Source organism: Clostridium sp. MCC345 (genome assembly GCF_018785345.1).
GTDB lineage: Bacteria > Bacillota > Clostridia > Lachnospirales > Anaerotignaceae > Anaerotignum_A > Anaerotignum_A faecicola.
The window spans coordinates 26,145-44,967 of the sequence record NZ_WQPP01000006.1 but is presented as its reverse complement, the minus strand read 5'-3'; the positions used below and the strand labels follow the sequence as shown (position 1 = coordinate 44,967).

Sequence of the window (18,823 nt, the reverse complement as noted above, 5' to 3'; positions counted from 1 at the left end):
ATCGAGGAGGTGAAGTATGCAGAATTCAACAAATATGCGGATACTGGAATTACTCCGGTTTCTCTATGAGCGGACCGATGAAAACCATCCCGCCACAGTATCTGACATCATTGCCCATCTGAATGGAAAAGGAATTCAGGCAGTGCGGCAGACTGTTTACGCAGATACCAATGCGCTGATCGATGCGGGGATTGATATTGTGGTGGTTAAGAGTACCCAAAACCAATATTTTATGGGAAACCGCCTGTTTGAGTATCCAGAACTGAAAATGCTGACAGACGCAGTAGCATCCTCGAAGATCATTTCTGCCAAGAAGTCTGAGGAGCTGGTGCAGAAATTATGCCGTCTGACCAGTCTACATCAGGCAAAGCAGCTTCAAAAATTTGCTGCTTTATCCAGCCGTGTCAAACCGCATAATGAAAAGGTTTACTACATCATTGACAATATCCAAACAGCGATTGGAAACCATCAGCAAATTCGGTTCCAATACTATGAATATACTCAAGAAAAAAAGAAAATCTTAAAGCATGATGGATATTATTATGTCGTAAATCCTTATGCGCTTGAATGGAAAAATGACCATTACTATTTGATTGGATTTTCTCTGAAGCATCAGAAAATTGCTCACTTCCGTGTAGATCGGCTAACAAGTGTAGAAAATCTGGAAACTTACTTTATGCCGATAGAGGGATTTGATGTAGCCTCCTATACAAATAAAATGGTTGATATGTTTACATCGGAGTCATCGAAGGAAGTAACCCTTCTATGTGAAAACGAATTGATGAGAGTAATCATAGATCATTATGGAGAAGATGCTGCTGTTGATAGGTATGATGATACACACTTCACAGCCAAAATTGAAGTGAACCCCAGTGGAACTTTTTATGGCTGGATATTCAAATTCAAAGGGAAAATAAAAATTCTCTCTCCCAAAGAGTGCATTACGGAAATGCAGCAAATCGCTCAGGAATTTATATAGCGCAAAAGAGGTGTTATTGATTTTTAACACCTCTTTTCAAATGAAATTTTTATCCTTGAAGTGAACGGATGTTCGATATACAATATAAGCAAGATGTTCGCAGTTCGTCGAACAAATGAGAGGTGAATGCTGTGGGCAATATAACTTTTGGATCATTTATAGCCGAGAAACGCAAGGCGCACAAATTCAATTTACGCGATACAGCCAAGCATTTGAATATTGCTTACGGTTATCTGTGTGATATTGAGCAAAGCCGCCGTCCTGCACCCAATGGAGATTTTGTGGAACGCATCTCTGCCTTTCTGAATTTGGATAAATCAGAACATGAGTTGCTTTTGGATCTGGCTGCAAAATCACGCAATACAGTATCTGCTGATTTGCCAGACTATATCATGGAAAAAGATATTGTTCGGGCAGCCTTGCGTGTGGCAAAAGAAGTAGATGCTACCGATGAAGAATGGCAGACATTTATGAAAATGCTAAAGGAGCGTAAACGATAGGGGGGAGAGCTTTGTCAATTCCACAAATCCGTACAGAAGCAATCGAGGCAGTAGGGCGAAAAATCCTGATGGAATATGATCCCTCTCTGCTATCCGGGCAACCATGTCCTGTGCCAATCGAAACCATTATCGAGACAAAGTTTGATCTAATCCTGGAGTTTCATACACTAAGAAAAAACCCCAAGATATTAGGGGAAACAATTTTCGATGACGGTGCTGTTGTCTTATATGACCAGATACAGAGACAGTATCGAATGATTGCAGTAAGAGCCGGTACAATCTTAATTGATGAACGGCTTTGTGATCCGTCAAAATTAGGGCGGCTCCGTTTTACCTGTGCCCATGAGCTGGCTCATTGGGTACTACATAAGAAGTTGTACTCTGGTACTGGAGATGTTGCTGCTTATAACGGAAATGTTTCTTCCGACGAAAGTCATGGCATAATTGAGCGTCAGGCGGATACTCTGGCTTCTGCTCTGCTGATGCCTTTACCGCAGATCAAAAAATGTTTTTACCGGCTTAAAATAGGCCGGACAGATGAACAGCTCATTGCTGAAATGGCAAATATTTTTGAGGTTTCCAAGCAAGCAATGCAGATTCGTCTAAAATCCAGAAACCTGATATAACCAAATGGGGGAATAGAGAGAGGCACTGCCCTCTCTCACGCTCCTCTGCTATGCTATTTTGTACCTAATATGTTCGCAATATTGCGAACAAGGAGGGATGTTCTATGAGAAAAGAAAGCACAACAATCCAAAAATGTAACAGCAGGCTAACAGCTTTGGGGCTTAACAGCGACGCTGCGTTTCATAGAAGTAAGCTGATTCTAAAGATTTACCGTGATGTAGTCTGGGTTCTGAGTGAACGGGCAGAAGAATTACAAGAAACTGCTTGGATTATGGGAGAACAAGATATAGAGTCTGGCCTCTGCTATCTTGAAAATTTTGCACCAGATATTGAACTGCAAGCCTTTGAAGAAAAAGTTTGCTGCCTTGTTCAAAATCAAATGCTAGTCAATATTATTGACCGTGCACTCCTTCGTCTGAAACGGTATCCGGATCGAGGAGAACTTTACTATGAAATTTTGACTAAGCAATTTATCTATCGGTTCAACAGTACAGAGAAAGAATTGCTGGAAGAACTAAATATAGAGCGCAGTGTCTTTTATGACCGAAAACGAGAAGCCATCTATTTATTTTCTGTTTGCTTGTTTGGATATTCTATTCCAGAAGTCCTGGAGGAGCTGCCCCGACTAAATCCCGACTAAATCCCGACAAATCCCCGACCTAATCCCTACTCCCTTCCGACTTCCGACCTGCTATACTTGTTATAGTGGCAGGAATGCGCTAAATTGAATACTTTTCTACATAAGGCCCGGCATTAACCGGGCTTTTTTCATTCCTGCTGCAATATGGCGGCAGGAACATGGCTGGAGGTGAAAACACTTCCGGCCTTTTTCTTTGCCCGGTATTAGGAGGCCGGTATGCGCTGGGAGGCGTACATAGCAAAATATCCATGACACCGTTCAAATTCGCTGACTACCAAGAATTTGAACGGAGGAAAGGATATGACGAGAGTATTCATTTGGAAAAATAACAGCCCACAGGAATGGGAGGAAATCAGTTTTTCAGCGTTCAGTAAGGCACGCCGCAATGGTTGCTTTACTGGGCGCTTTTTTGTTGAAACAGTCAAAATGTTCCGTGATGAAGATGACCGCATTATCATGGAATGTTCTCGCAAAGATTTTGAAAAATACCAACAGGAGGACCGCCACAGCCGCTATCTCCAGGAACATGAGAAAAGTCGCTCTATATTCCCGGCTTCTCATGTGGGAGATCGTGACGGCACAGAGGAAGGTTATCAGGATACAGATTTGTTTGTGGATGAATCTGTTGATACTGCGGAACAAGCTATTCAGAATTTACTTCTTGAGGATTTACACCAAGCTCTATTGAAACTGAGTCCAGCAGAACGAGATTTTATATTGTCCTATTATGAAATGAAAATACCAAATGCAACTTGTTTAGCCCAACGATATGGTATTACTCGGCAAGCCGCAGATAAGCGATTGAAAAAAATTGAAGAAAAAATAAAAAAGTTGGTTGCGATTTTCTAAAAAAGTGGCAGTAGCAAGTGAGAGGGAAATCCTTTCACTTGCACCTTGACAACCTCATATACGAATCATTAAGTTTGATCCTCTTTGGGCGTAATAGCCGCTACATCAGCGGTATATTTTCTGAGAGCTGCCACTCGCATAACAGGCCAACCCATTTTTGCTGTATAGATGAGTTTTCGGTTTATCAGAAATATATCAGGCTGGAATACATCGGATGGCATCCGGTCATGGCATAACAAGGAGGAAAGCTCTCTTACAGCCATAGTCCGAGCGTGATAATAACCGTCGCAGGCCATGGGTAAGACCAAACGAAGTGGAGGTGAAACTCCTGAGAAGCAGGCCAGCCACCTGCGGCTTAATGATTACCCAAATCCCTGGGGTGTCGTGGACAAGTAAGGGATAAAACAGGCGCTAAATTGAAGGAGACTCTGTAATTTGCAGAGCCTCCTTCTTACATAATCAAATCTCAAAACATAGGAGGATGAACATGAAAGAAGATTGGATTTATAAGCGTGGGGATTTATATTATGCCAATTTGAACCCTTATTTTGGATCAGAGCAAGGCGGCACCCGTCCTGTCCTGGTTCTTCAAAACAATGTGGGGAATTTTTTCTGCCCCACTTTGATCGTAGCTCCACTCACCAGTAAATGGATTAAGAAAAAGGAGCTGCCCACACACTATGCACTGGAGAGCGTTCCAGAGCTTGGACTGAAATCTGTTGTTCTGCTGGAGCAAATTAAAACGATTGATAAAAGGCGTGTTTTATCGTACATTGGGCGCGTATCTCGCGAAGAAATGAGAGCGATTGATGATGCTCTGCAAGTTAGTTTAGATATTCATATTCCGGAGGAAATGGAGGCTCCGTAAGGCCACTTACCGGATAAAGGAGACGTTTTTATGTTTGAAGCAAGAATTGCGGAATTGAACCGCTTTAATGAACAAAATCCTGTCAGCTATGACAAAAGAACCTATACGGTCGATGAGATTCAGGACATTCTGGGTATCAGTCGTCCCACAGCATATAATCTGGTAAAACAGGGTGTATTCCACAGCGTCAGAGTCGGCGGTCATATCCGCATTTCCAAAAAGAGCTTTGATGACTGGCTGGATCACGGAGATGAATGATTTGTCAAGGATGCCGATCTCCAAATCGACATCCTTAACTTTTTTTCTGCTTTCTCTTACAATGAGGCCATAGCAAGAAAAACTTTATAGAGGAGGCAAAAGCCATGCAAAAACAAAGAGTAAAGACCAGTATGTCTGTACCAGAGATGGGCAAAATGCTTGGGCTTGGTAAAGTAGAATCCTACTGGTTGGTTAAAAAGAACTATTTCAAAACAATTCAAGTGGCCGGACGAATGAGAGTTATGCTGGATAGCTTTGAAGATTGGTATGCCGGCCAGTTCCACTATAAAAAAGTGGATGGTACACCGCCCGGAGAGAAATGGAGGCATACTACGATGTCAGTTCCGGAAATGGCGGATCTTTTGGGGCTGAAATCTGGCACAGCTTATGACCTTGTTAAAAGGGGCTATTTTGAGACGATCTTGATTGATCGAAGAATTCGTATCATTACCAGCAGTTTTGAAGCCTGGTATCAAAAGCAAACTCATTATGTGAAAATCTCAGAAAGGAGCAATGAAAATGGCATCTATCGTGAAGCGTAAAAGCAAATATTCTGTGGTGTATGATTACACAGATGAAAACGGAAAACGCAGACAGCGTTGGGAAACCTTCAGCACAAATGCAGAAGCAAAAAAACGAAAAAAGCAAATTGAGTATGAGCAGGACTCTGGAACCTTCTTTATTCCTACGGCAAAGACCCTGAACGATCTGCTCGATGAATATATGTCCATCTATGGTGTAAATACCTGGGCAATGTCAACATATGAAAGCCGCCGTGGTCTGGCGAGAAACTACATAACTCCTATTATCGGAGATATGTTACTATCCGACATCACTCCAAGGATGATGGATAAGTATTACCGTGATCTGCTCTCTGTGAAAACGGTAAGCGTCAACAACCGCAAACCCACAAGCGAATATCTGACCCCGCATACAGTAAGAGAAATTCACAAGCTACTTCGCAGTGCCTTTAATCAGGCGGTGCGTTGGGAACTAATCAGCCGTAACCCTGTCCTGAATGCAACACTTCCCAAAGAAGAACATAAAGAACGGGATATATGGACTGCCGAAACGCTGAGCAAGGCGATGGAAGTCTGTGATGATCCTATCCTCTCCCTTGCCTTAAATCTGGCGTTCTCCTGCTCTTTACGCATTGGCGAAATGCTGGGCCTTACCTGGGACTGCATTGATATTGCACCACAGAGCATAGAAAATGGTTCAGCTTATATATTCGTCAACAAAGAGCTGCAACGGGTTACACGAGGTGCATTGGACGATTTGAGTGACAAAGGTGTTATTAAGAAGTTTCCACCTTGCATAGCCAGTACCCATACTGCTCTGGTCCTGAAAGAGCCTAAAACCAAAACCAGTATTCGCCGTGTGTACCTGCCGAAAACAGTTGCCTATATGTTGGTAGAAAGAAAAAAAGAAATTGATGAGCTGATGGATCTGTTTGGAGATGAATACATCGACAATAACCTGGTCTTTTGCTCCAGCAATGGTCGTCCGATGGAAAGCCAGGTAATTAACCGTGCTTTCAATAAACTTATCAAAGAAAACGGACTGCCTCATGTTGTATTCCATTCTCTCCGTCACTCCAGTATCACCTACAAGCTGAAACTCAATGGTGGCGATATGAAATCCGTCCAGGGCGACTCTGGTCATGCTCAGGTAAAAATGGTTGCAGATGTCTACTCTCACATCATCGACGAGGATCGCTGCATAAACGCTCAGCGATTGGAGGAAGCATTTTACTCATCCAAGACTCCTGACCCTGTTGAAGATACAGAGCCTAAAACTGCGGATACTGCCGTCACTGAAAGTGATGAAAGTGATGCAGCGAAGATACTGGAACTGCTTAAAAATCCCGAAACTGCCGCACTGCTCAAGCAGCTGGCAAAAGCTTTATAAAGTCCCTCCCTCAGAAGAACGCCTCTCACTTTGTGAGAGGTTTTCTTCGTTTGAACCACTTTGCACAGTTACCAAACACTTTTTTTGTTAGCAAGGTTCTGAAAGCATTTTTGAGCGATGTTAGCAAATTCGCGATTTTGTTTGCAACTTCCTCTAATTTCTGCTAACAAATGTTTGCAAGTTCCTTTGGTAAAAATCGAACCTCTGACTTACCGCCTTTCTTAGCAAAAGGCCAAATCTCGTTAGCAAATGTTAGCAAACCAAGGTTTTTTGCAAAAAAGCCACAAAAGCCGCAGAAATAAGAAAAGCCGAAAACCCTGATAAATCAAAGGTTTTCGGCGTGTTTGCTGGCGTCCCTGGCGGGATTCGAACCCACGGCCTTTCGCTTAGGAGTAGACCCGATACGACATCGGGAAGTGGCATCTAATGCTTAAAAATGCTTGGAAATACAAGGTTTTTCAGCATTTCAAATCCCATCTGATACTACGCTGTGATAGCTAATTCAGAGGGATTTTACACCGTCCGATTGGCTCGAAATTAGCAAGTCTTTCGATTTTTGGTGGACGTTGCAAGTGCAAGTAAATGTCACTATGTAACTTCTCGTGATGCGAAATGATAGGAAATCCTATTCATTCTCGTGTGAGGGTGCGGGTGTCCTTAGACACAGATTTCAGTCTGTTTTATATATCATTTCAAAATGAATTTTTCAACCAGAATTATTAAGAATTTCAAAGGTTTTTCAGACTCAATGATTCTATGTAATTTAGACCCGCCGAAGCAGGTCTTTTTTTATTTCAGCATAATCTCTCTATCCTCAGCGCCGAGCATATAAGCACCCTTGGCAAAAGCATCCCTTGCAAGAAGCTCTGCTACATCAACCCTATCGAACAGCATCCATATTTCTTTCTCTTTCGGAGTCAGTTCATGGCTATGGTCAAACAAATGCTCAAGTCCCAATCCTTCAAGCAATGCCGACTTTGCTGCTTTGTATTCCTCAGCTCTGCCAACATATTCGTCGTTCCTTTCCTTGGAAAATGCCTCGATATTGTCAGCTCTCAGATGCTCGTAATACTCGTCCATAAAGATTCTATCCATACTCGTTGACCTCCATAACAAAAAAATAAGGGCAGACCCTTTTACAGCTATTGTAGCTATGTAAAAGGATCTGCCCTTGCAGTTACTATAATGTTTTTGCCAGCGACTTCAGGAGTGCTGCCATTTCCGGATTTTGCAGAAGCTTCAGAAGAAGTTCTTTATCATCAGCGGAGCTTTCCGTTGCGGCTGGTTGAACCGGCTCAGGCGTTGCCTGTCTGCCTGAGTAGAACGCAGCTTCCATTCTTTCAGCGTTCAGTCTGCGGTCATCGTCGATGATATGGGAGTAAACATCCGCTACCATCTTGACCTGTGCATGACCGGAATCGCCTTGAACGGATTTCATATCGCCGCCGTTCAGCTTCAGCTTGTAAGTGATACTGGAATGTCGGAGACTATGGAAAACCACTTTCGGCAGTCCCTTCTCCTCAATCAGCTTATTGAAAGCACGGTTGATAACCTGCCCCTCAATCGGCTTGCCATTGGAAGAACAGAAAACCAGATTGAAGTCTACGAACTCGTCACCGAAAAGGTCTTTCAGTTCTTCGATGTCAGCCTTTCGCTGTACCAACATTTCCGCTACGGTTTTCGGTAAGAACACCTTGCGGACACTTGTTTTGGTCTTAGGAGTTTTGAGAACCAATGCGGTATGCGTACTGGCGAAGGTCGGTGGGAACTTGAACATGATGTCCTTACCGTCCAGATCTGCCATCGCTTCACGATTTACTCTCTGCAACTCCTTTTCAACGAAGATGCTTGCCTGACCAAGTTCAATACTGGTGGGGGAAATGTCAATACAGTCCCAGGTAAGCCCCAGAAGCTCGCCCATTCGCAGGGAACAGGAGAAGGCAAGGTTAATAGCCAGACGAAGAATATCATCGTCACAGGCTTCCAGAGCCTTCTGGAGCACTTCTGCTGTCCAGATATCCCTGGTCTTGTGTTCTTCTTTCGGCAGCGTAGCGTGCTCCACAGGGTTTCTGGTCATCAATTCCCACTTGACCGCTTGATTGAAAGCATTTCGCAATGTCTTGTGAACCTCTCGGACAGTATGCGGAGTCAGATATTCTGTACGGGCTTTTACATACTTAGAAGAAACCGCTTTGACAGAAAGCAAATCTCGGTAATACTTGTCCATGATTCTCGGCGTGACATCCTCCAGCTTCATATCACCGATGAGGGGACGAATATAGTTTGCAATCAGGCTCTTTCTGCTTTCATAGGTAGACATCGCCCAGGTGTTCACACCATAGATTGACATATACTCATCCAAAAGATCATTGACGGTTTTAGCAGAAGGGGGAATAAAGGTTCCGGACTCCTGCTCATATTCAACCTGCAACTTCCTTTTCTTTGCTTCGGCATTCGTTTCAAAGGTTTCCCACTTCTGACGCTTGTTGCCGTTCTCATCGGTGTATGTATAAACCACAGAATACTTCTTTTTTCTCTTAACGATAGATGCCATGTAATCAGCTCCTTTCCTGTCTATCTTCCGCTAACTGGTAGCGGGTCTGATTGTGATACCATTTTTCAAAGCTCTCTTTGGTAGCTCGCTTATACCTGCCAACCTTGATAAGCTCAAAATCTTCATTGGCAACGATATAGTAAATGGTCTGACGATGTACCCCAAGCATTCTTGCCATTTCCGGCAGACCGTAGGTGGATGCCATAATATCTGCATCCAGTTCCTGATCCTCTACCGTGCGGTAATCGGTTTGAGAAGCATACCATCTTTCAAAGCTCTCCTTTGTCACTCTGCGCTTGCCCAGGACATCGACCACATCAAAATGCCCTTTGGCAACCAGTTCGTAAGCAGTCGCTTCTTTCAGCCCAAGGCGCTGTCCAAGCTCCTCCATTGAATATGTAGTTTTCTTCAATTCCTCGCCGGGAGGGGTTCCATCGACCTTCTGGTATTTGAACTGATTGGCATACCATTCTTCAAAGCTGTCGATCATCACCCTCATGGTGTTGCCGACAAGAATGGTTTTGAAGTAATTCTTCTTAATGAGCCAGTATGACTCCGTTTTACCAAGACCGAGCATCCTGCCCATTTCCAGAACAGACATACTCGTGCGTTTTCTCATTTCCGCCATCGTACAACCTCCTATGTAAAAAATGTAGCCATGTGTTTCTTGTCATGGCTACATTTTATCGAACTCTCAATATGTTTTGAAGTTTGTCGCCGGGTTGTACGACGCCCTTGACAAATCTTACATTTGATGATCCAACCACTCATCAAAACTCTTTTTGGAGATTCTGATACTGCCACCGATGCGGACGCTATGGAAAACTTTCTTTTTCACAAGGTTGTATGCGCTGGTTCTGCTGATGCCCAGAATATCCTGAATCTCATCAACCGTATAGGTTCTCTTATCAAACTGAACTGCGTTAGCAGCCATCGCTTCTTCGGTGCGCTGATTCATGGCAGCGATTCTTTCTTCAAACATTTATGTTCACTCCTTCGCTCTCTTTGCTTTATGTTTTGGGGAACGCTTTTTCAGCTGTTCCATTGCCAGGCTGACAGATAAGGCTTTCTCAATCGCTACCATTTCACGGGGCGTTACCTTACCTAAGTAATTATCAATCCTGCTTTTATCAATGGTACGAATCTGTTCCAGCTGAACAACGGACGCTTCTTTGAATGCAGGATTGTCGTAAATAACAAAGTGCGTCGGCATATTCGCTTTCTTATGGATTCTGGTGGTGACCGTTGCCACAATCAATGTGGGAGCGTGTTTATTACCGGTATCGTTCTGAATGACGATAACCGGACGGATGCCGCCTTGTTCCGACCCAACTACCGGGTCCAGCTTGGCGCAATAAATATCACCACGGCAATATACCCAATTTTCTTTCATCATGTGCCATGACCTCCTTTCGTTGGCTATGTAATAACTGACTGCCAGAAAGGAATCAGGCAGTCAGTCCAAAAGTCTATGTGTCCCATATTTGCCACGCACCCCTGGGAAAGAGGGCTTACGCCCTCAGGGAATCACCGAACGACTGATTGCGAATCAGTTCCATAGGAATCTAACCTCTGCCGGGTTCTCCGCCAGCTCCGTAGAGAAGTATCTTTAATCCTGTTGCTTTCATGGCCGTATTGGGAGCAACCCAATATTTACAAGCCAGTATTGATCGCTGGCATCGGGAGAGAGACAAGCGCTTAATTTATAGAAGAAAGTCGTTCTGTTTCTCTATCCGATACGTCTCGGCGTACCGCTGATGTGGCTGATGCTCTCGCACCGGCAACAGGAACGTATTCGATGACTGTGTATTCAGTTTTCAAGGATCAAGCAGCCGATTTTCTTTGGCTGTATCTAAATTGTACCTGTTCCTCATGCAAGTTTTTATTGCCTCGTAGGTATAGTTTTGAGGTTATTCACGACCTAAAAATATGTAATCAAGGGTTGTCTCAAAGCGCACAACCAGTTCGATTGCCAAATCAATAGAGATACCTCTGTTGCCGGTTTCAATTCGTGCAATGGTGTTTGCGGCAACACCTAACTGCTCCGCAAGCTGTTCCTGTGTAAGCCCATGTTCCTTTCTCAAGGCTTTAATTCTTTTTCCGCTTTCAACCAAGTCGTAATACATTTTCGTTCCTCCGTGTTTTTGAATTTGTGAAGTTGCAAAATCAAAAACAGCGGGAGGAGATCGTGCCCGATTCTCAATACCCTTTGCCATCTGCCTGTCCTCCTTGCAGGCATAAAAAAAGAGCCGGAGTAAATTACTCCAAGCTCTCGTTCATGCCTTTGTGTTAATTATGGGGGAAAATAGGCAGGTATAAAAAAAGCCCCGTACCCATTACAGGCACGAGGCGTAACTCTCTCTATTCAATTTTATGCCGCTATCTCCCAGCATAGCCATTTTAACACTGGACAAGTCGGACTTTCAGTAGGGGAACCGTCGTATTTTCATCGGATTTTAGTCGGACTAAAATCCTGTCTTAGCATTCACAATAACACAATGCTTCTTCCTCCCGGGCACTTTCCAGGAAATCTTTCAATTTAGGAATGGCTGTTCCCCAAAGTGACAGACCAAATAACAGTATCGCTTCTTTCTTTCGGTCATAGTAGGTGCTGCGTTCCATATTCAAAACCTCCAGCATTTCTGATTCCCTGTACTTGAAGCGGTTGAGATATGCCTTTGAGATAATCTCACAGTACAGAGCGCCTTTATCTGGATATTCTCTGATTTTCAACATAGCCATATCTACCAGTTCAATGATCCACTTTGTCTCAAATAAGCTGCGAATGCGTTCTTCAAATCGTTCTCTCGCTTCATCCGGAGCAAAGTTCTCCAGATAAATCAATGCACCATCTAAGCTGTCACCGTAAGTACAAATAAGGGTATCACATACATCATTCGCACGATCAATGGTAGACCAGCACACCTCTCGATATATGGATAAAATCAGCTTTGCTCTTTCATACAGAACCTTCTCGTCAATGTTCTGCATCCGGCAAAGCATTCGAATACTGCTTAATACCTGTGTATTATATCTGCTCATTCAGAATCTCCTTTCAGCCTAATCCATAAAATAAGAATTCCTTTCTAACTCCTGTCACTTGGCTAAAGGGAAACAAATACCATGGGACAAGAATGACTATAACTTCCGATATTTGATTAAAATAACAGAAGTGAAATCGGAAGTTCTTGACTTTATAAAAGTTCCGATATATAATTAAGTGGAATTAAAACTTCTGTTATGATTCTTATTATAGCATTTTCCAGAAGTTTGTCAACAAATAATCGGAAGTTACGAATAAATATTTTTTGAAAGGAAGGATACTACCATGACATTTGGAGAAAAAATTAAAGAAGCTCGTTTGGCTATGAACCTATCTCAAACGGAGCTTGCCCAGATGACCGGCATTTCCGAAAGATCCCTTTACACCTATGAGCAGCTCGGAACACTCCCCAGAAAAAGCAACATCAGAAAACTTGCTGAAGCACTGCATATCTCTGTGTCCTATCTTTTGGACGAATCTGAAACGGATAGCCAGAGCCATATAGATCAGGATATGTTTATTTTAGAGGCAAAGGAAAACTTCGGTTCAAAAGGAGCAAAAGAAGCTCAGGAAGTGTTGGGTCGTGTAAATTCTCTGTTTGCCGGTGGAGAATTGGACGAGGACGCAAAAGATGTATTCTTCCAGGCGATTATGTCAGTTTATATGGACTCTAAGAAAACAGCACGGGAAAAGTACACTCCGAAGAAATACAGAAAGCATAAAGATAAAGAGTAAAATCCTCAAGCACAGAATATGTTTTCTGTGTGCGATTCGGAGGTGAAGCAAATGAAAACGGCAGAGCATATCATTGAAACTGTCGATAAGCTTGTGCGAAAATATCACACCAGAGACCCTTACGAGCTATGTCAGCTGTTAGGTATCAAAATCCACTATTACGATTTACAGAAGAAATTGAAGGGCTTCTTCTATTACCAGTCCAGACAAAAGAATATCGTGATAGATCACAATGTGAACGGTATCCTGGAGCGTATATTAGTCGCACATGAATTAGGACACGCTGTCCTGCATACAAAAATCGCTATGATGCACGGCTTTCAAGAAATGGAAGTTTTTGATGATAGATCAATCGAAGAAAATGAAGCAAACTTCTTTGCGGCGGAGCTTCTGTTAGAAGATGGGAAAGTCCTGGAATGCCTTTCGGAACACACATTTTTTGAAACGGCTAAAATGCTCTATGTACCGGCAGCATTATTAGACTACAAATTCAGCCTGCTCCACGAAAAAGGAGAGCTGGTAAATTCGATGTATATTCGTAAAGCAGATTTCCTGAAAGAAGATCTTCATGCCTACGATAACGACATTGGTTATGGCGATATATGAATATCTATTTTTATATCTTTACAGAAAAAGTCCACCAGTACGATGCGTAGTGCATCATGACTGGTGGACTTTTTGCTTCTTAAAGAATCAGTATATTGTGCTGCAAAAAAGAACCCCATAGCAGTTCACTCTGTACCGTCAATGGGCTTCTTTTTCATTATATCAATCAAGCTCCGCTTTTTTTATCATCTCTTGCTGGTCAATCAAGACATCAATCAACTTTCCTACGGTTATCAATGTTGTTACATTACACTTTTTCAGTTTTGCAGCAATCTCATTATCAATGATGCTGTCGCATTTTGCATATGGGGTATCCAGTAAAAAATAGTCAAAGTTCTTTTCCAAGACGAATGCCAGTTTTAGAAGCATTGCCAAAGAAACTTTCGTCTGTCCAACTTCAACATGGCTCATATGATTGTTCGAGCAACCAACCAACGCACCCAAATCAGCCTGACTATAACCCTTTTCCAGTCGGGCAGCTCTAATGCGCTGACCAATCTTAACGTAATCAATTTCCGGTTGCGTTTCAATCACCTCCATGCTGTGTATGATTCTGCTATACATTATAAAATGTACCAAAAATCTCAACAACCAACATCGGGTGCAAGTTGCATTTATAAATGCAATATGATAAAATTTTATAGGCAGATTGCATTAAATGATAGAATGAAAAGAACCCCAAGACGACAATATGAGCTATCTTGAGGTTCTTTAAAATAAAAAATTCGTAGAGTACATTACTCCACGAATCGCATTCTTCTCTGTTTTTTTTAGTTTATATCTTTATTTTACAAATTGTCGCACTGTTTGTCAATATGTTAGGGACATAAAACACGAGGTTTTGCACAAAAATCCATCTTAGAAAGTTCCAAAGTCACAATTTGCCGTCAGAATTATAGTCATATTGAAGGAGGTGTACCTTATGGCACGAAAAGGAGAAAATATTTACAAAAGGAAAGACGGCAGATGGGAAGGAAGATACATTAAGTCCCGATCTTCTACAGGCAAAGCCAATTACGGTTATGTTTATGCAAAGTCATATCGAGAAGTCAAGGCAAAACTTATCAGTCAAAGTTCGTGCACGAGTAATTCTGTCACTGTCGATCCAGAAATTAGCTCAGATCAATTTGAACAGGTTGCTATGGAATGGTTTCAAGCTATATGTCCTAAAGTGAAGGAATCTACAAGCAACAAATATAGGAATCTTCTCAGCTCGTATATACTTCCTGTGTTCGGAAGCAAACAATTGCGTGATATAACACACGAGTTTATTGAAACGCAGTGTAATTTTTTCCTTGTTTCTGGTGGATTAAAGGAGAATGGACTTTCCTCTAAAACTGTTTCAGATATTTTATCTCTAATTCGAAATGTCTTACAATTTGCCACCCGAAACGGGAAAGCCATTTCTTGTGACGCACGATCTATACAGATAAAACGTCAAACGAAGGAAATGAGAGTTTTGAGTCGTGCTGAACAGGAAAAATTATGCCAATACTTGTATTCTAATCTTGATTCCTGCAATATTGGTATATTAGTATGTTTATTCACTGGTCTCAGAGTAGGTGAAATTTGTGCGTTACGATGGGAAGATGTTTCATTCTCAGATTACACAATCCACGTGCATCAAACGCTCCAGAGAATCCAAGATAGAACCAACAGTGAATACAAGACAAGGATTGTTGTTACCACACCAAAAAGTGCTTGCTCCATCCGTACTATTCCAGTACCCCATGGCTTAATGACTATTCTTACAGCACACAAAGCTTCTTCTACTGGCTACATCCTAACCAATAGCGATCAGAATCCATTAGAACCAAGAACCATGCAAAATCATTTTAAGAAGGTATTGAAAAACAGCGGAATCACCTCCGCAAATTATCACTCGTTACGTCATACATTTGCTACAAGGTGCATAGAGCTTGGATTCGATGTAAAAAGTCTCAGCGAAATATTGGGTCATGCCAGCGTGAATATTACAATGAATCGCTATGTACACCCATCCATGGATTTAAAAAGAGAAAATATGCAACGGCTTTCTGATTTATTAGCCGTCAAATAAATTGTCAACACCGTCAAATAATGCTGAGTTTTCAGTGTTTGGCGGTGTTTTTTCGTGGAGTAATGTACTCTACGAAAGAGTATACCCAGGAGGAGATTTATTGATTCAATTTGTAGGGCGAGATGCTTATAAGCAGTTTTGGAATTTTAGTAAAGATGAGAAAGAGAACTTGGCCACTCAATTGGCGATTGAGTTACCCGCACTCAGAGGAAAAGTTGGTGCATCACAAGAAGAAATTGCTTCGGCTGTTGGTATTTCACGACAAACTTATAGTGCCTACGAAAATCGGACACGCCCAATTCCATGGAGTTTATATCTAGCACTATTGTTTTATTTTGATTACATTCCAAGTACACATTATATGATTCGCCAGCTTGAATTATTCCCAAATGAATTAGACGAATGTTGGTTAGCTGGTAGAGTTTTTATTGAGGAAGAAAAATGAGCGAATATTCACAGCAAATAAAAAGGGATATTACATGAACAAAAATATAAAATATTCTCAAAACTTTTTAACGAGTGAAAAAGTACTCAACCAAATAATAAAACAATTGAATTTAAAAGAAACCGATACCGTTTACGAAATTGGAACAGGTAAAGGGCATTTAACGACGAAACTGGCTAAAATAAGTAAACAGGTAACGTCTATTGAATTAGACAGTCATCTATTCAACTTATCGTCAGAAAAATTAAAACTGAATACTCGTGTCACTTTAATTCACCAAGATATTCTACAGTTTCAATTCCCTAACAAACAGAGGTATAAAATTGTTGGGAGTATTCCTTACCATTTAAGCACACAAATTATTAAAAAAGTGGTTTTTGAAAGCCATGCGTCTGACATCTATCTGATTGTTGAAGAAGGATTCTACAAGCGTACCTTGGATATTCACCGAACACTAGGGTTGCTCTTGCACACTCAAGTCTCGATTCAGCAATTGCTTAAGCTGCCAGCGGAATGCTTTCATCCTAAACCAAAAGTAAACAGTGTCTTAATAAAACTTACCCGCCATACCACAGATGTTCCAGATAAATATTGGAAGCTATATACGTACTTTGTTTCAAAATGGGTCAATCGAGAATATCGTCAACTGTTTACTAAAAATCAGTTTCATCAAGCAATGAAACACGCCAAAGTAAACAATTTAAGTACCGTTACTTATGAGCAAGTATTGTCTATTTTTAATAGTTATCTATTATTTAACGGGAGGAAATAATTAAACTATGTTTTGAACCATGAATTAAATAAAAATGACTCTCAATTATTGGAAGTCAATTTATTAAACCAATTAAAGCTTGCAAAACGTGTAAATCTTTTTGATTATTCTTTAGAAGAATTACAAGCCGTTCATGAGTATTGGCGGTCAATGAATCGTTACTCAAAACAAGTTTTGAATAAAGAGAAAGTGGCTTAATATGGCAAATATAGTCAATTTTACTGACAAACAGTTTGAGAATCGCTTAAATGATAATTTAGAAGAATTGGTTCAAGTAAAAAAGCGGTTGAATCGCCAACCGCTTTTTTACTTGGTGGGCAATCAGGGTCAGGGAAAACCAGTTTGCGAAGAAGATGATTGAGCAGGCAGGAACAAAGTGATAAATTCAAATTGTGAGGGAAAATACAGATGAATCAAGGAAGAATTATTGTGATTACAGGCTCACCGGGGACAGGAAAAACAACAACTGCGTCAATTGTCGCAAAGGAATCAGATATGGATAAATCAGTGCATATGCACACCGATGACTTTTTTCATTACTTAAGCAAAGGCGCAATACCACCACATTTGCCAGAATCCAACAAGCAAAATCTGGTTGTCATTGAAGCCTTTTTAGAAGCTGCAAAGCGATATGCTCGTGGCGGATATGATGTAATTGTAGATGGGATTGTCGGGCCATGGTTTTTGGAGCCATGGAAAGCTCTTGCCCAAGAAGATTACGAGGTACACTATATTGTATTAAGAGCGAGTAAAAAAGAAACTATGAAGCGAGCTGTGGAACGCTCAAAATTAGATAGAAAAACAAATATTGAATTAGTGGAAACAATGTGGGAGCAATTTTCCGGTTTGGGGATATATGAATCAAATGTCATAGACACAACTACATTCACAATTAAAGATACGGTTTCCGCAATAAAAGAAAGAGTTGCATGTGGGACGTCTTTACTATCTTAGACATTCCCATTTGTCAGGAAGATAGCAAAGCCAGCCGAGCCAGTCAACGGTCAAGATGAACGGCGCATTTCATGCGCCGCCGTTGACAGTCACGCCCGTCTTTGCTAAAAAGTAATCAAGGCGGGAAAGCCCTAAAATGGCTTCCCGCCCATTTCAATTTTTAGAAAAGAAACGCTCCAAAATCAGAAAGAGAGCGTCCAAGCACTTTGAGGGATTGGCCGCCTTGTCCACCCATTCAGCGGGACAGCGGGCGGAGGTCAAGGCCGGGTGTAAACCCGTTCATTTCAGCTTAGAAACCCTTCATAAAACGGGCTTATTTAGCGATATAAGGCTTTATAATAGAGAAGGAGTGAAACTTCTATTCAAGTTTAGAAACGCCTTCCATTAGTCCGAAAGAGACCTTAGAAAGAGAATTAAATCGTAAAGTATCAGGGAAAGAAATTCAACCGACTTTGGAGAGAATAGAGCAAAAAATGGTTCAAAATCAACACCAAGAAACCCCTGAATTTAAAGCAATTCAACAAAAATTGGAAAGCTTGCAGCTACCTACACCACCAATACCCAAAACACCTAAACTTCCAGGACTTTAAACCTTAAAAAAGGAAAAGAGTAGTTACCAAAAAACGGTAACTACTCTTTTTTTATAAAAACCTTTCCTCATGTTTGAAAAGCTGATCGAGAAATAAAGCACACAACGGTATTCTTTCTTTTTTCAGTTGGTACATTTTGCAGTCTGTAACGTGTCATTTACTGTTTGTTACCTTAACATATCCAGTCGAAAACACAAGGGTATATAAACGAGCAAGCTCGCCCTTGTGTTTTCTTTGTGTCTATGTTGCGTTCTCGTCACAGCAAACGACACGAACACACTGGCGAAAATGAACCAACAAAACGAAAAAAGAAAGGAGCGTATACTTCACAGACGGTGTTAAGGATACTTACCAGATGAAACCGTACATTGCACCGACCGCTGCTGAGTTGGAACAATTTCTTTCCTCTCTAAATTAAATCTTGCCGAAGCAG

General features: G+C 41.5%; 25 protein-coding genes. 17 read left to right on the top strand and 8 right to left on the bottom strand.

What is annotated here, in order from left to right; genetic code table 11:
- Window positions 1–16 precede the first annotated feature (16 nt).
- From GPK49_RS01455 to GPK49_RS01415, 9 genes are all read left to right on the top strand, one after another.
- The gene (locus GPK49_RS01455) at window positions 17–979 is read left to right on the top strand and encodes a helix-turn-helix transcriptional regulator (RefSeq protein WP_006773000.1); all 963 of its coding nucleotides are present in this window, start codon (window positions 17–19) and stop codon (window positions 977–979) included.
- A 131-nt stretch (window positions 980–1,110) separates the two neighbouring features.
- Window positions 1,111–1,479 carry a helix-turn-helix domain-containing protein gene (locus GPK49_RS01450; RefSeq protein WP_002569119.1) on the top strand — a complete coding sequence of 123 codons (369 nt, stop codon included), beginning with the start codon at window positions 1,111–1,113 and terminating at the stop codon, window positions 1,477–1,479.
- A 68-nt stretch (window positions 1,480–1,547) separates the two neighbouring features.
- Window positions 1,548–2,105, top strand: coding sequence for an ImmA/IrrE family metallo-endopeptidase (locus tag GPK49_RS01445; protein WP_006059621.1), 558 nt, complete (start codon window positions 1,548–1,550; stop codon window positions 2,103–2,105).
- Window positions 2,106–2,209: 104 nt separating this feature from the next.
- Window positions 2,210–2,746: a hypothetical protein gene (locus GPK49_RS01440; protein ID WP_002592913.1), complete on the top strand. Its 537-nt coding sequence runs from the start codon at window positions 2,210–2,212 to the stop codon at window positions 2,744–2,746.
- Between the two features lie 300 nt (window positions 2,747–3,046).
- Window positions 3,047–3,595, top strand: coding sequence for a sigma-70 family RNA polymerase sigma factor (locus GPK49_RS01435; protein ID WP_006059623.1), 549 nt, complete (start codon window positions 3,047–3,049; stop codon window positions 3,593–3,595).
- A gap of 487 nt (window positions 3,596–4,082) precedes the next feature.
- Window positions 4,083–4,463: a type II toxin-antitoxin system PemK/MazF family toxin gene (locus GPK49_RS01430; protein WP_002569115.1), complete on the top strand. Its 381-nt coding sequence runs from the start codon at window positions 4,083–4,085 to the stop codon at window positions 4,461–4,463.
- A gap of 30 nt (window positions 4,464–4,493) precedes the next feature.
- Window positions 4,494–4,721, top strand: a complete 228-nt coding sequence (locus GPK49_RS01425; RefSeq protein ID WP_215676522.1) for a helix-turn-helix domain-containing protein — start codon at window positions 4,494–4,496, stop codon at window positions 4,719–4,721.
- Between the two features lie 104 nt (window positions 4,722–4,825).
- On the top strand, window positions 4,826–5,263 hold the full coding sequence (locus GPK49_RS01420) for a helix-turn-helix domain-containing protein (RefSeq protein WP_117440306.1): 438 nt from the start codon (window positions 4,826–4,828) through the stop codon (window positions 5,261–5,263).
- Window positions 5,241–6,632 carry a tyrosine-type recombinase/integrase gene (locus GPK49_RS01415; protein ID WP_007862346.1) on the top strand — a complete coding sequence of 464 codons (1,392 nt, stop codon included), beginning with the start codon at window positions 5,241–5,243 and terminating at the stop codon, window positions 6,630–6,632. The genes GPK49_RS01420 and GPK49_RS01415 overlap by 23 nt, the downstream gene beginning before the upstream one ends.
- 789 nt (window positions 6,633–7,421) lie before the next feature.
- Here the strand turns inward: GPK49_RS01415 and GPK49_RS01410 are convergent.
- The 7 genes from GPK49_RS01410 to GPK49_RS01380 form a co-directional block, all read right to left on the bottom strand.
- Complete coding sequence (locus GPK49_RS01410) at window positions 7,422–7,727, bottom strand: hypothetical protein (protein WP_002304425.1); 306 nt, start codon at window positions 7,725–7,727, stop codon at window positions 7,422–7,424.
- Window positions 7,728–7,812: 85 nt separating this feature from the next.
- Window positions 7,813–9,186 carry a site-specific integrase gene (locus GPK49_RS01405; protein WP_002304423.1) on the bottom strand — a complete coding sequence of 458 codons (1,374 nt, stop codon included), beginning with the start codon at window positions 9,184–9,186 and terminating at the stop codon, window positions 7,813–7,815.
- 4 nt (window positions 9,187–9,190) lie between these two features.
- Entirely contained in the window at window positions 9,191–9,814 is a 624-nt protein-coding gene (locus GPK49_RS01400) for a helix-turn-helix domain-containing protein (RefSeq protein ID WP_002304420.1), read from the bottom strand.
- A gap of 117 nt (window positions 9,815–9,931) precedes the next feature.
- The gene (locus GPK49_RS01395; RefSeq protein WP_002304418.1) at window positions 9,932–10,168 is read right to left on the bottom strand and encodes a helix-turn-helix domain-containing protein; all 237 of its coding nucleotides are present in this window, start codon (window positions 10,166–10,168) and stop codon (window positions 9,932–9,934) included.
- Window positions 10,169–10,174: 6 nt separating this feature from the next.
- On the bottom strand, window positions 10,175–10,579 hold the full coding sequence (locus GPK49_RS01390; RefSeq protein WP_002304415.1) for a type II toxin-antitoxin system PemK/MazF family toxin: 405 nt from the start codon (window positions 10,577–10,579) through the stop codon (window positions 10,175–10,177).
- 517 nt (window positions 10,580–11,096) lie between these two features.
- On the bottom strand, window positions 11,097–11,402 hold the full coding sequence (locus GPK49_RS01385) for a helix-turn-helix transcriptional regulator (protein WP_002304413.1): 306 nt from the start codon (window positions 11,400–11,402) through the stop codon (window positions 11,097–11,099).
- 262 nt (window positions 11,403–11,664) lie between these two features.
- On the bottom strand, window positions 11,665–12,228 hold the full coding sequence (locus tag GPK49_RS01380; protein WP_002304412.1) for a hypothetical protein: 564 nt from the start codon (window positions 12,226–12,228) through the stop codon (window positions 11,665–11,667).
- A gap of 286 nt (window positions 12,229–12,514) precedes the next feature.
- Here GPK49_RS01380 and GPK49_RS01375 point away from each other — a divergent pair, with 286 nt between their 5' ends.
- Complete coding sequence (locus tag GPK49_RS01375) at window positions 12,515–12,964, top strand: helix-turn-helix domain-containing protein (RefSeq protein WP_002304411.1); 450 nt, start codon at window positions 12,515–12,517, stop codon at window positions 12,962–12,964.
- A 51-nt stretch (window positions 12,965–13,015) separates the two neighbouring features.
- Window positions 13,016–13,570: an ImmA/IrrE family metallo-endopeptidase gene (locus tag GPK49_RS01370; protein WP_002304410.1), complete on the top strand. Its 555-nt coding sequence runs from the start codon at window positions 13,016–13,018 to the stop codon at window positions 13,568–13,570.
- A 162-nt stretch (window positions 13,571–13,732) separates the two neighbouring features.
- On the opposite strand, the gene GPK49_RS01365 is transcribed toward GPK49_RS01370, so the two are convergent.
- Window positions 13,733–14,110, bottom strand: coding sequence for a helix-turn-helix domain-containing protein (locus GPK49_RS01365; RefSeq protein WP_002578940.1), 378 nt, complete (start codon window positions 14,108–14,110; stop codon window positions 13,733–13,735).
- A 382-nt stretch (window positions 14,111–14,492) separates the two neighbouring features.
- Here GPK49_RS01365 and GPK49_RS01360 point away from each other — a divergent pair, with 382 nt between their 5' ends.
- The 6 genes from GPK49_RS01360 (at window position 14,493) to GPK49_RS01335 (ending at window position 17,800) form a co-directional block, all read left to right on the top strand.
- Window positions 14,493–15,629 carry a tyrosine-type recombinase/integrase gene (locus GPK49_RS01360; protein ID WP_002304408.1) on the top strand — a complete coding sequence of 379 codons (1,137 nt, stop codon included), beginning with the start codon at window positions 14,493–14,495 and terminating at the stop codon, window positions 15,627–15,629.
- Between the two features lie 100 nt (window positions 15,630–15,729).
- Window positions 15,730–16,074: a helix-turn-helix domain-containing protein gene (locus tag GPK49_RS01355; RefSeq protein ID WP_198957774.1), complete on the top strand. Its 345-nt coding sequence runs from the start codon at window positions 15,730–15,732 to the stop codon at window positions 16,072–16,074.
- A 4-nt stretch (window positions 16,075–16,078) separates the two neighbouring features.
- On the top strand, window positions 16,079–16,846 hold the full coding sequence (gene erm(B) / locus GPK49_RS01350; RefSeq protein ID WP_255420040.1) for a 23S rRNA (adenine(2058)-N(6))-methyltransferase Erm(B): 768 nt from the start codon (window positions 16,079–16,081) through the stop codon (window positions 16,844–16,846).
- A gap of 12 nt (window positions 16,847–16,858) precedes the next feature.
- On the top strand, window positions 16,859–17,044 hold the full coding sequence (locus GPK49_RS01345; protein WP_002293774.1) for an epsilon antitoxin: 186 nt from the start codon (window positions 16,859–16,861) through the stop codon (window positions 17,042–17,044).
- Window position 17,045: 1 nt separating this feature from the next.
- On the top strand, window positions 17,046–17,207 hold the full coding sequence (locus tag GPK49_RS13120; RefSeq protein ID WP_002304403.1) for a hypothetical protein: 162 nt from the start codon (window positions 17,046–17,048) through the stop codon (window positions 17,205–17,207).
- 47 nt (window positions 17,208–17,254) lie between these two features.
- A complete protein-coding gene (locus tag GPK49_RS01335; RefSeq protein ID WP_002304402.1) occupies window positions 17,255–17,800 on the top strand; it encodes an AAA family ATPase in 546 nt (181 codons plus the stop codon).
- Window positions 17,801–18,823 lie beyond the last annotated feature (1,023 nt).

Excerpts from the sequence above, each read along its gene's own strand:
- GPK49_RS01455 (WP_006773000.1), top strand. The coding sequence starts at position 17 with ATGCAGAATTCAACAAATATGCGGATACTGGAATTACTCCGGTTTCTC.
- GPK49_RS01445 (WP_006059621.1), top strand. The coding sequence starts at position 1,548 with ATGGAATATGATCCCTCTCTGCTATCCGGGCAACCATGTCCTGTGCCA.
- GPK49_RS01440 (WP_002592913.1), top strand. The coding sequence starts at position 2,210 with ATGAGAAAAGAAAGCACAACAATCCAAAAATGTAACAGCAGGCTAACA.
- GPK49_RS01435 (WP_006059623.1), top strand. The coding sequence starts at position 3,047 with ATGACGAGAGTATTCATTTGGAAAAATAACAGCCCACAGGAATGGGAG.
- GPK49_RS01430 (WP_002569115.1), top strand. The coding sequence starts at position 4,083 with ATGAAAGAAGATTGGATTTATAAGCGTGGGGATTTATATTATGCCAAT.
- GPK49_RS01425 (WP_215676522.1), top strand. The coding sequence starts at position 4,494 with ATGTTTGAAGCAAGAATTGCGGAATTGAACCGCTTTAATGAACAAAAT.
- GPK49_RS01420 (WP_117440306.1), top strand. The coding sequence starts at position 4,826 with ATGCAAAAACAAAGAGTAAAGACCAGTATGTCTGTACCAGAGATGGGC.
- GPK49_RS01415 (WP_007862346.1), top strand. The coding sequence starts at position 5,241 with ATGGCATCTATCGTGAAGCGTAAAAGCAAATATTCTGTGGTGTATGAT.
- GPK49_RS01410 (WP_002304425.1), bottom strand. The coding sequence starts at position 7,727 with ATGGATAGAATCTTTATGGACGAGTATTACGAGCATCTGAGAGCTGAC.
- GPK49_RS01405 (WP_002304423.1), bottom strand. The coding sequence starts at position 9,186 with ATGGCATCTATCGTTAAGAGAAAAAAGAAGTATTCTGTGGTTTATACA.
- GPK49_RS01400 (WP_002304420.1), bottom strand. The coding sequence starts at position 9,814 with ATGGCGGAAATGAGAAAACGCACGAGTATGTCTGTTCTGGAAATGGGC.
- GPK49_RS01395 (WP_002304418.1), bottom strand. The coding sequence starts at position 10,168 with ATGTTTGAAGAAAGAATCGCTGCCATGAATCAGCGCACCGAAGAAGCG.
- GPK49_RS01390 (WP_002304415.1), bottom strand. The coding sequence starts at position 10,579 with ATGAAAGAAAATTGGGTATATTGCCGTGGTGATATTTATTGCGCCAAG.
- GPK49_RS01385 (WP_002304413.1), bottom strand. The coding sequence starts at position 11,402 with ATGGCAAAGGGTATTGAGAATCGGGCACGATCTCCTCCCGCTGTTTTT.
- GPK49_RS01380 (WP_002304412.1), bottom strand. The coding sequence starts at position 12,228 with ATGAGCAGATATAATACACAGGTATTAAGCAGTATTCGAATGCTTTGC.
- GPK49_RS01375 (WP_002304411.1), top strand. The coding sequence starts at position 12,515 with ATGACATTTGGAGAAAAAATTAAAGAAGCTCGTTTGGCTATGAACCTA.
- GPK49_RS01370 (WP_002304410.1), top strand. The coding sequence starts at position 13,016 with ATGAAAACGGCAGAGCATATCATTGAAACTGTCGATAAGCTTGTGCGA.
- GPK49_RS01365 (WP_002578940.1), bottom strand. The coding sequence starts at position 14,110 with ATGGAGGTGATTGAAACGCAACCGGAAATTGATTACGTTAAGATTGGT.
- GPK49_RS01360 (WP_002304408.1), top strand. The coding sequence starts at position 14,493 with ATGGCACGAAAAGGAGAAAATATTTACAAAAGGAAAGACGGCAGATGG.
- GPK49_RS13120 (WP_002304403.1), top strand. The coding sequence starts at position 17,046 with ATGGCAAATATAGTCAATTTTACTGACAAACAGTTTGAGAATCGCTTA.
- GPK49_RS01335 (WP_002304402.1), top strand. The coding sequence starts at position 17,255 with ATGAATCAAGGAAGAATTATTGTGATTACAGGCTCACCGGGGACAGGA.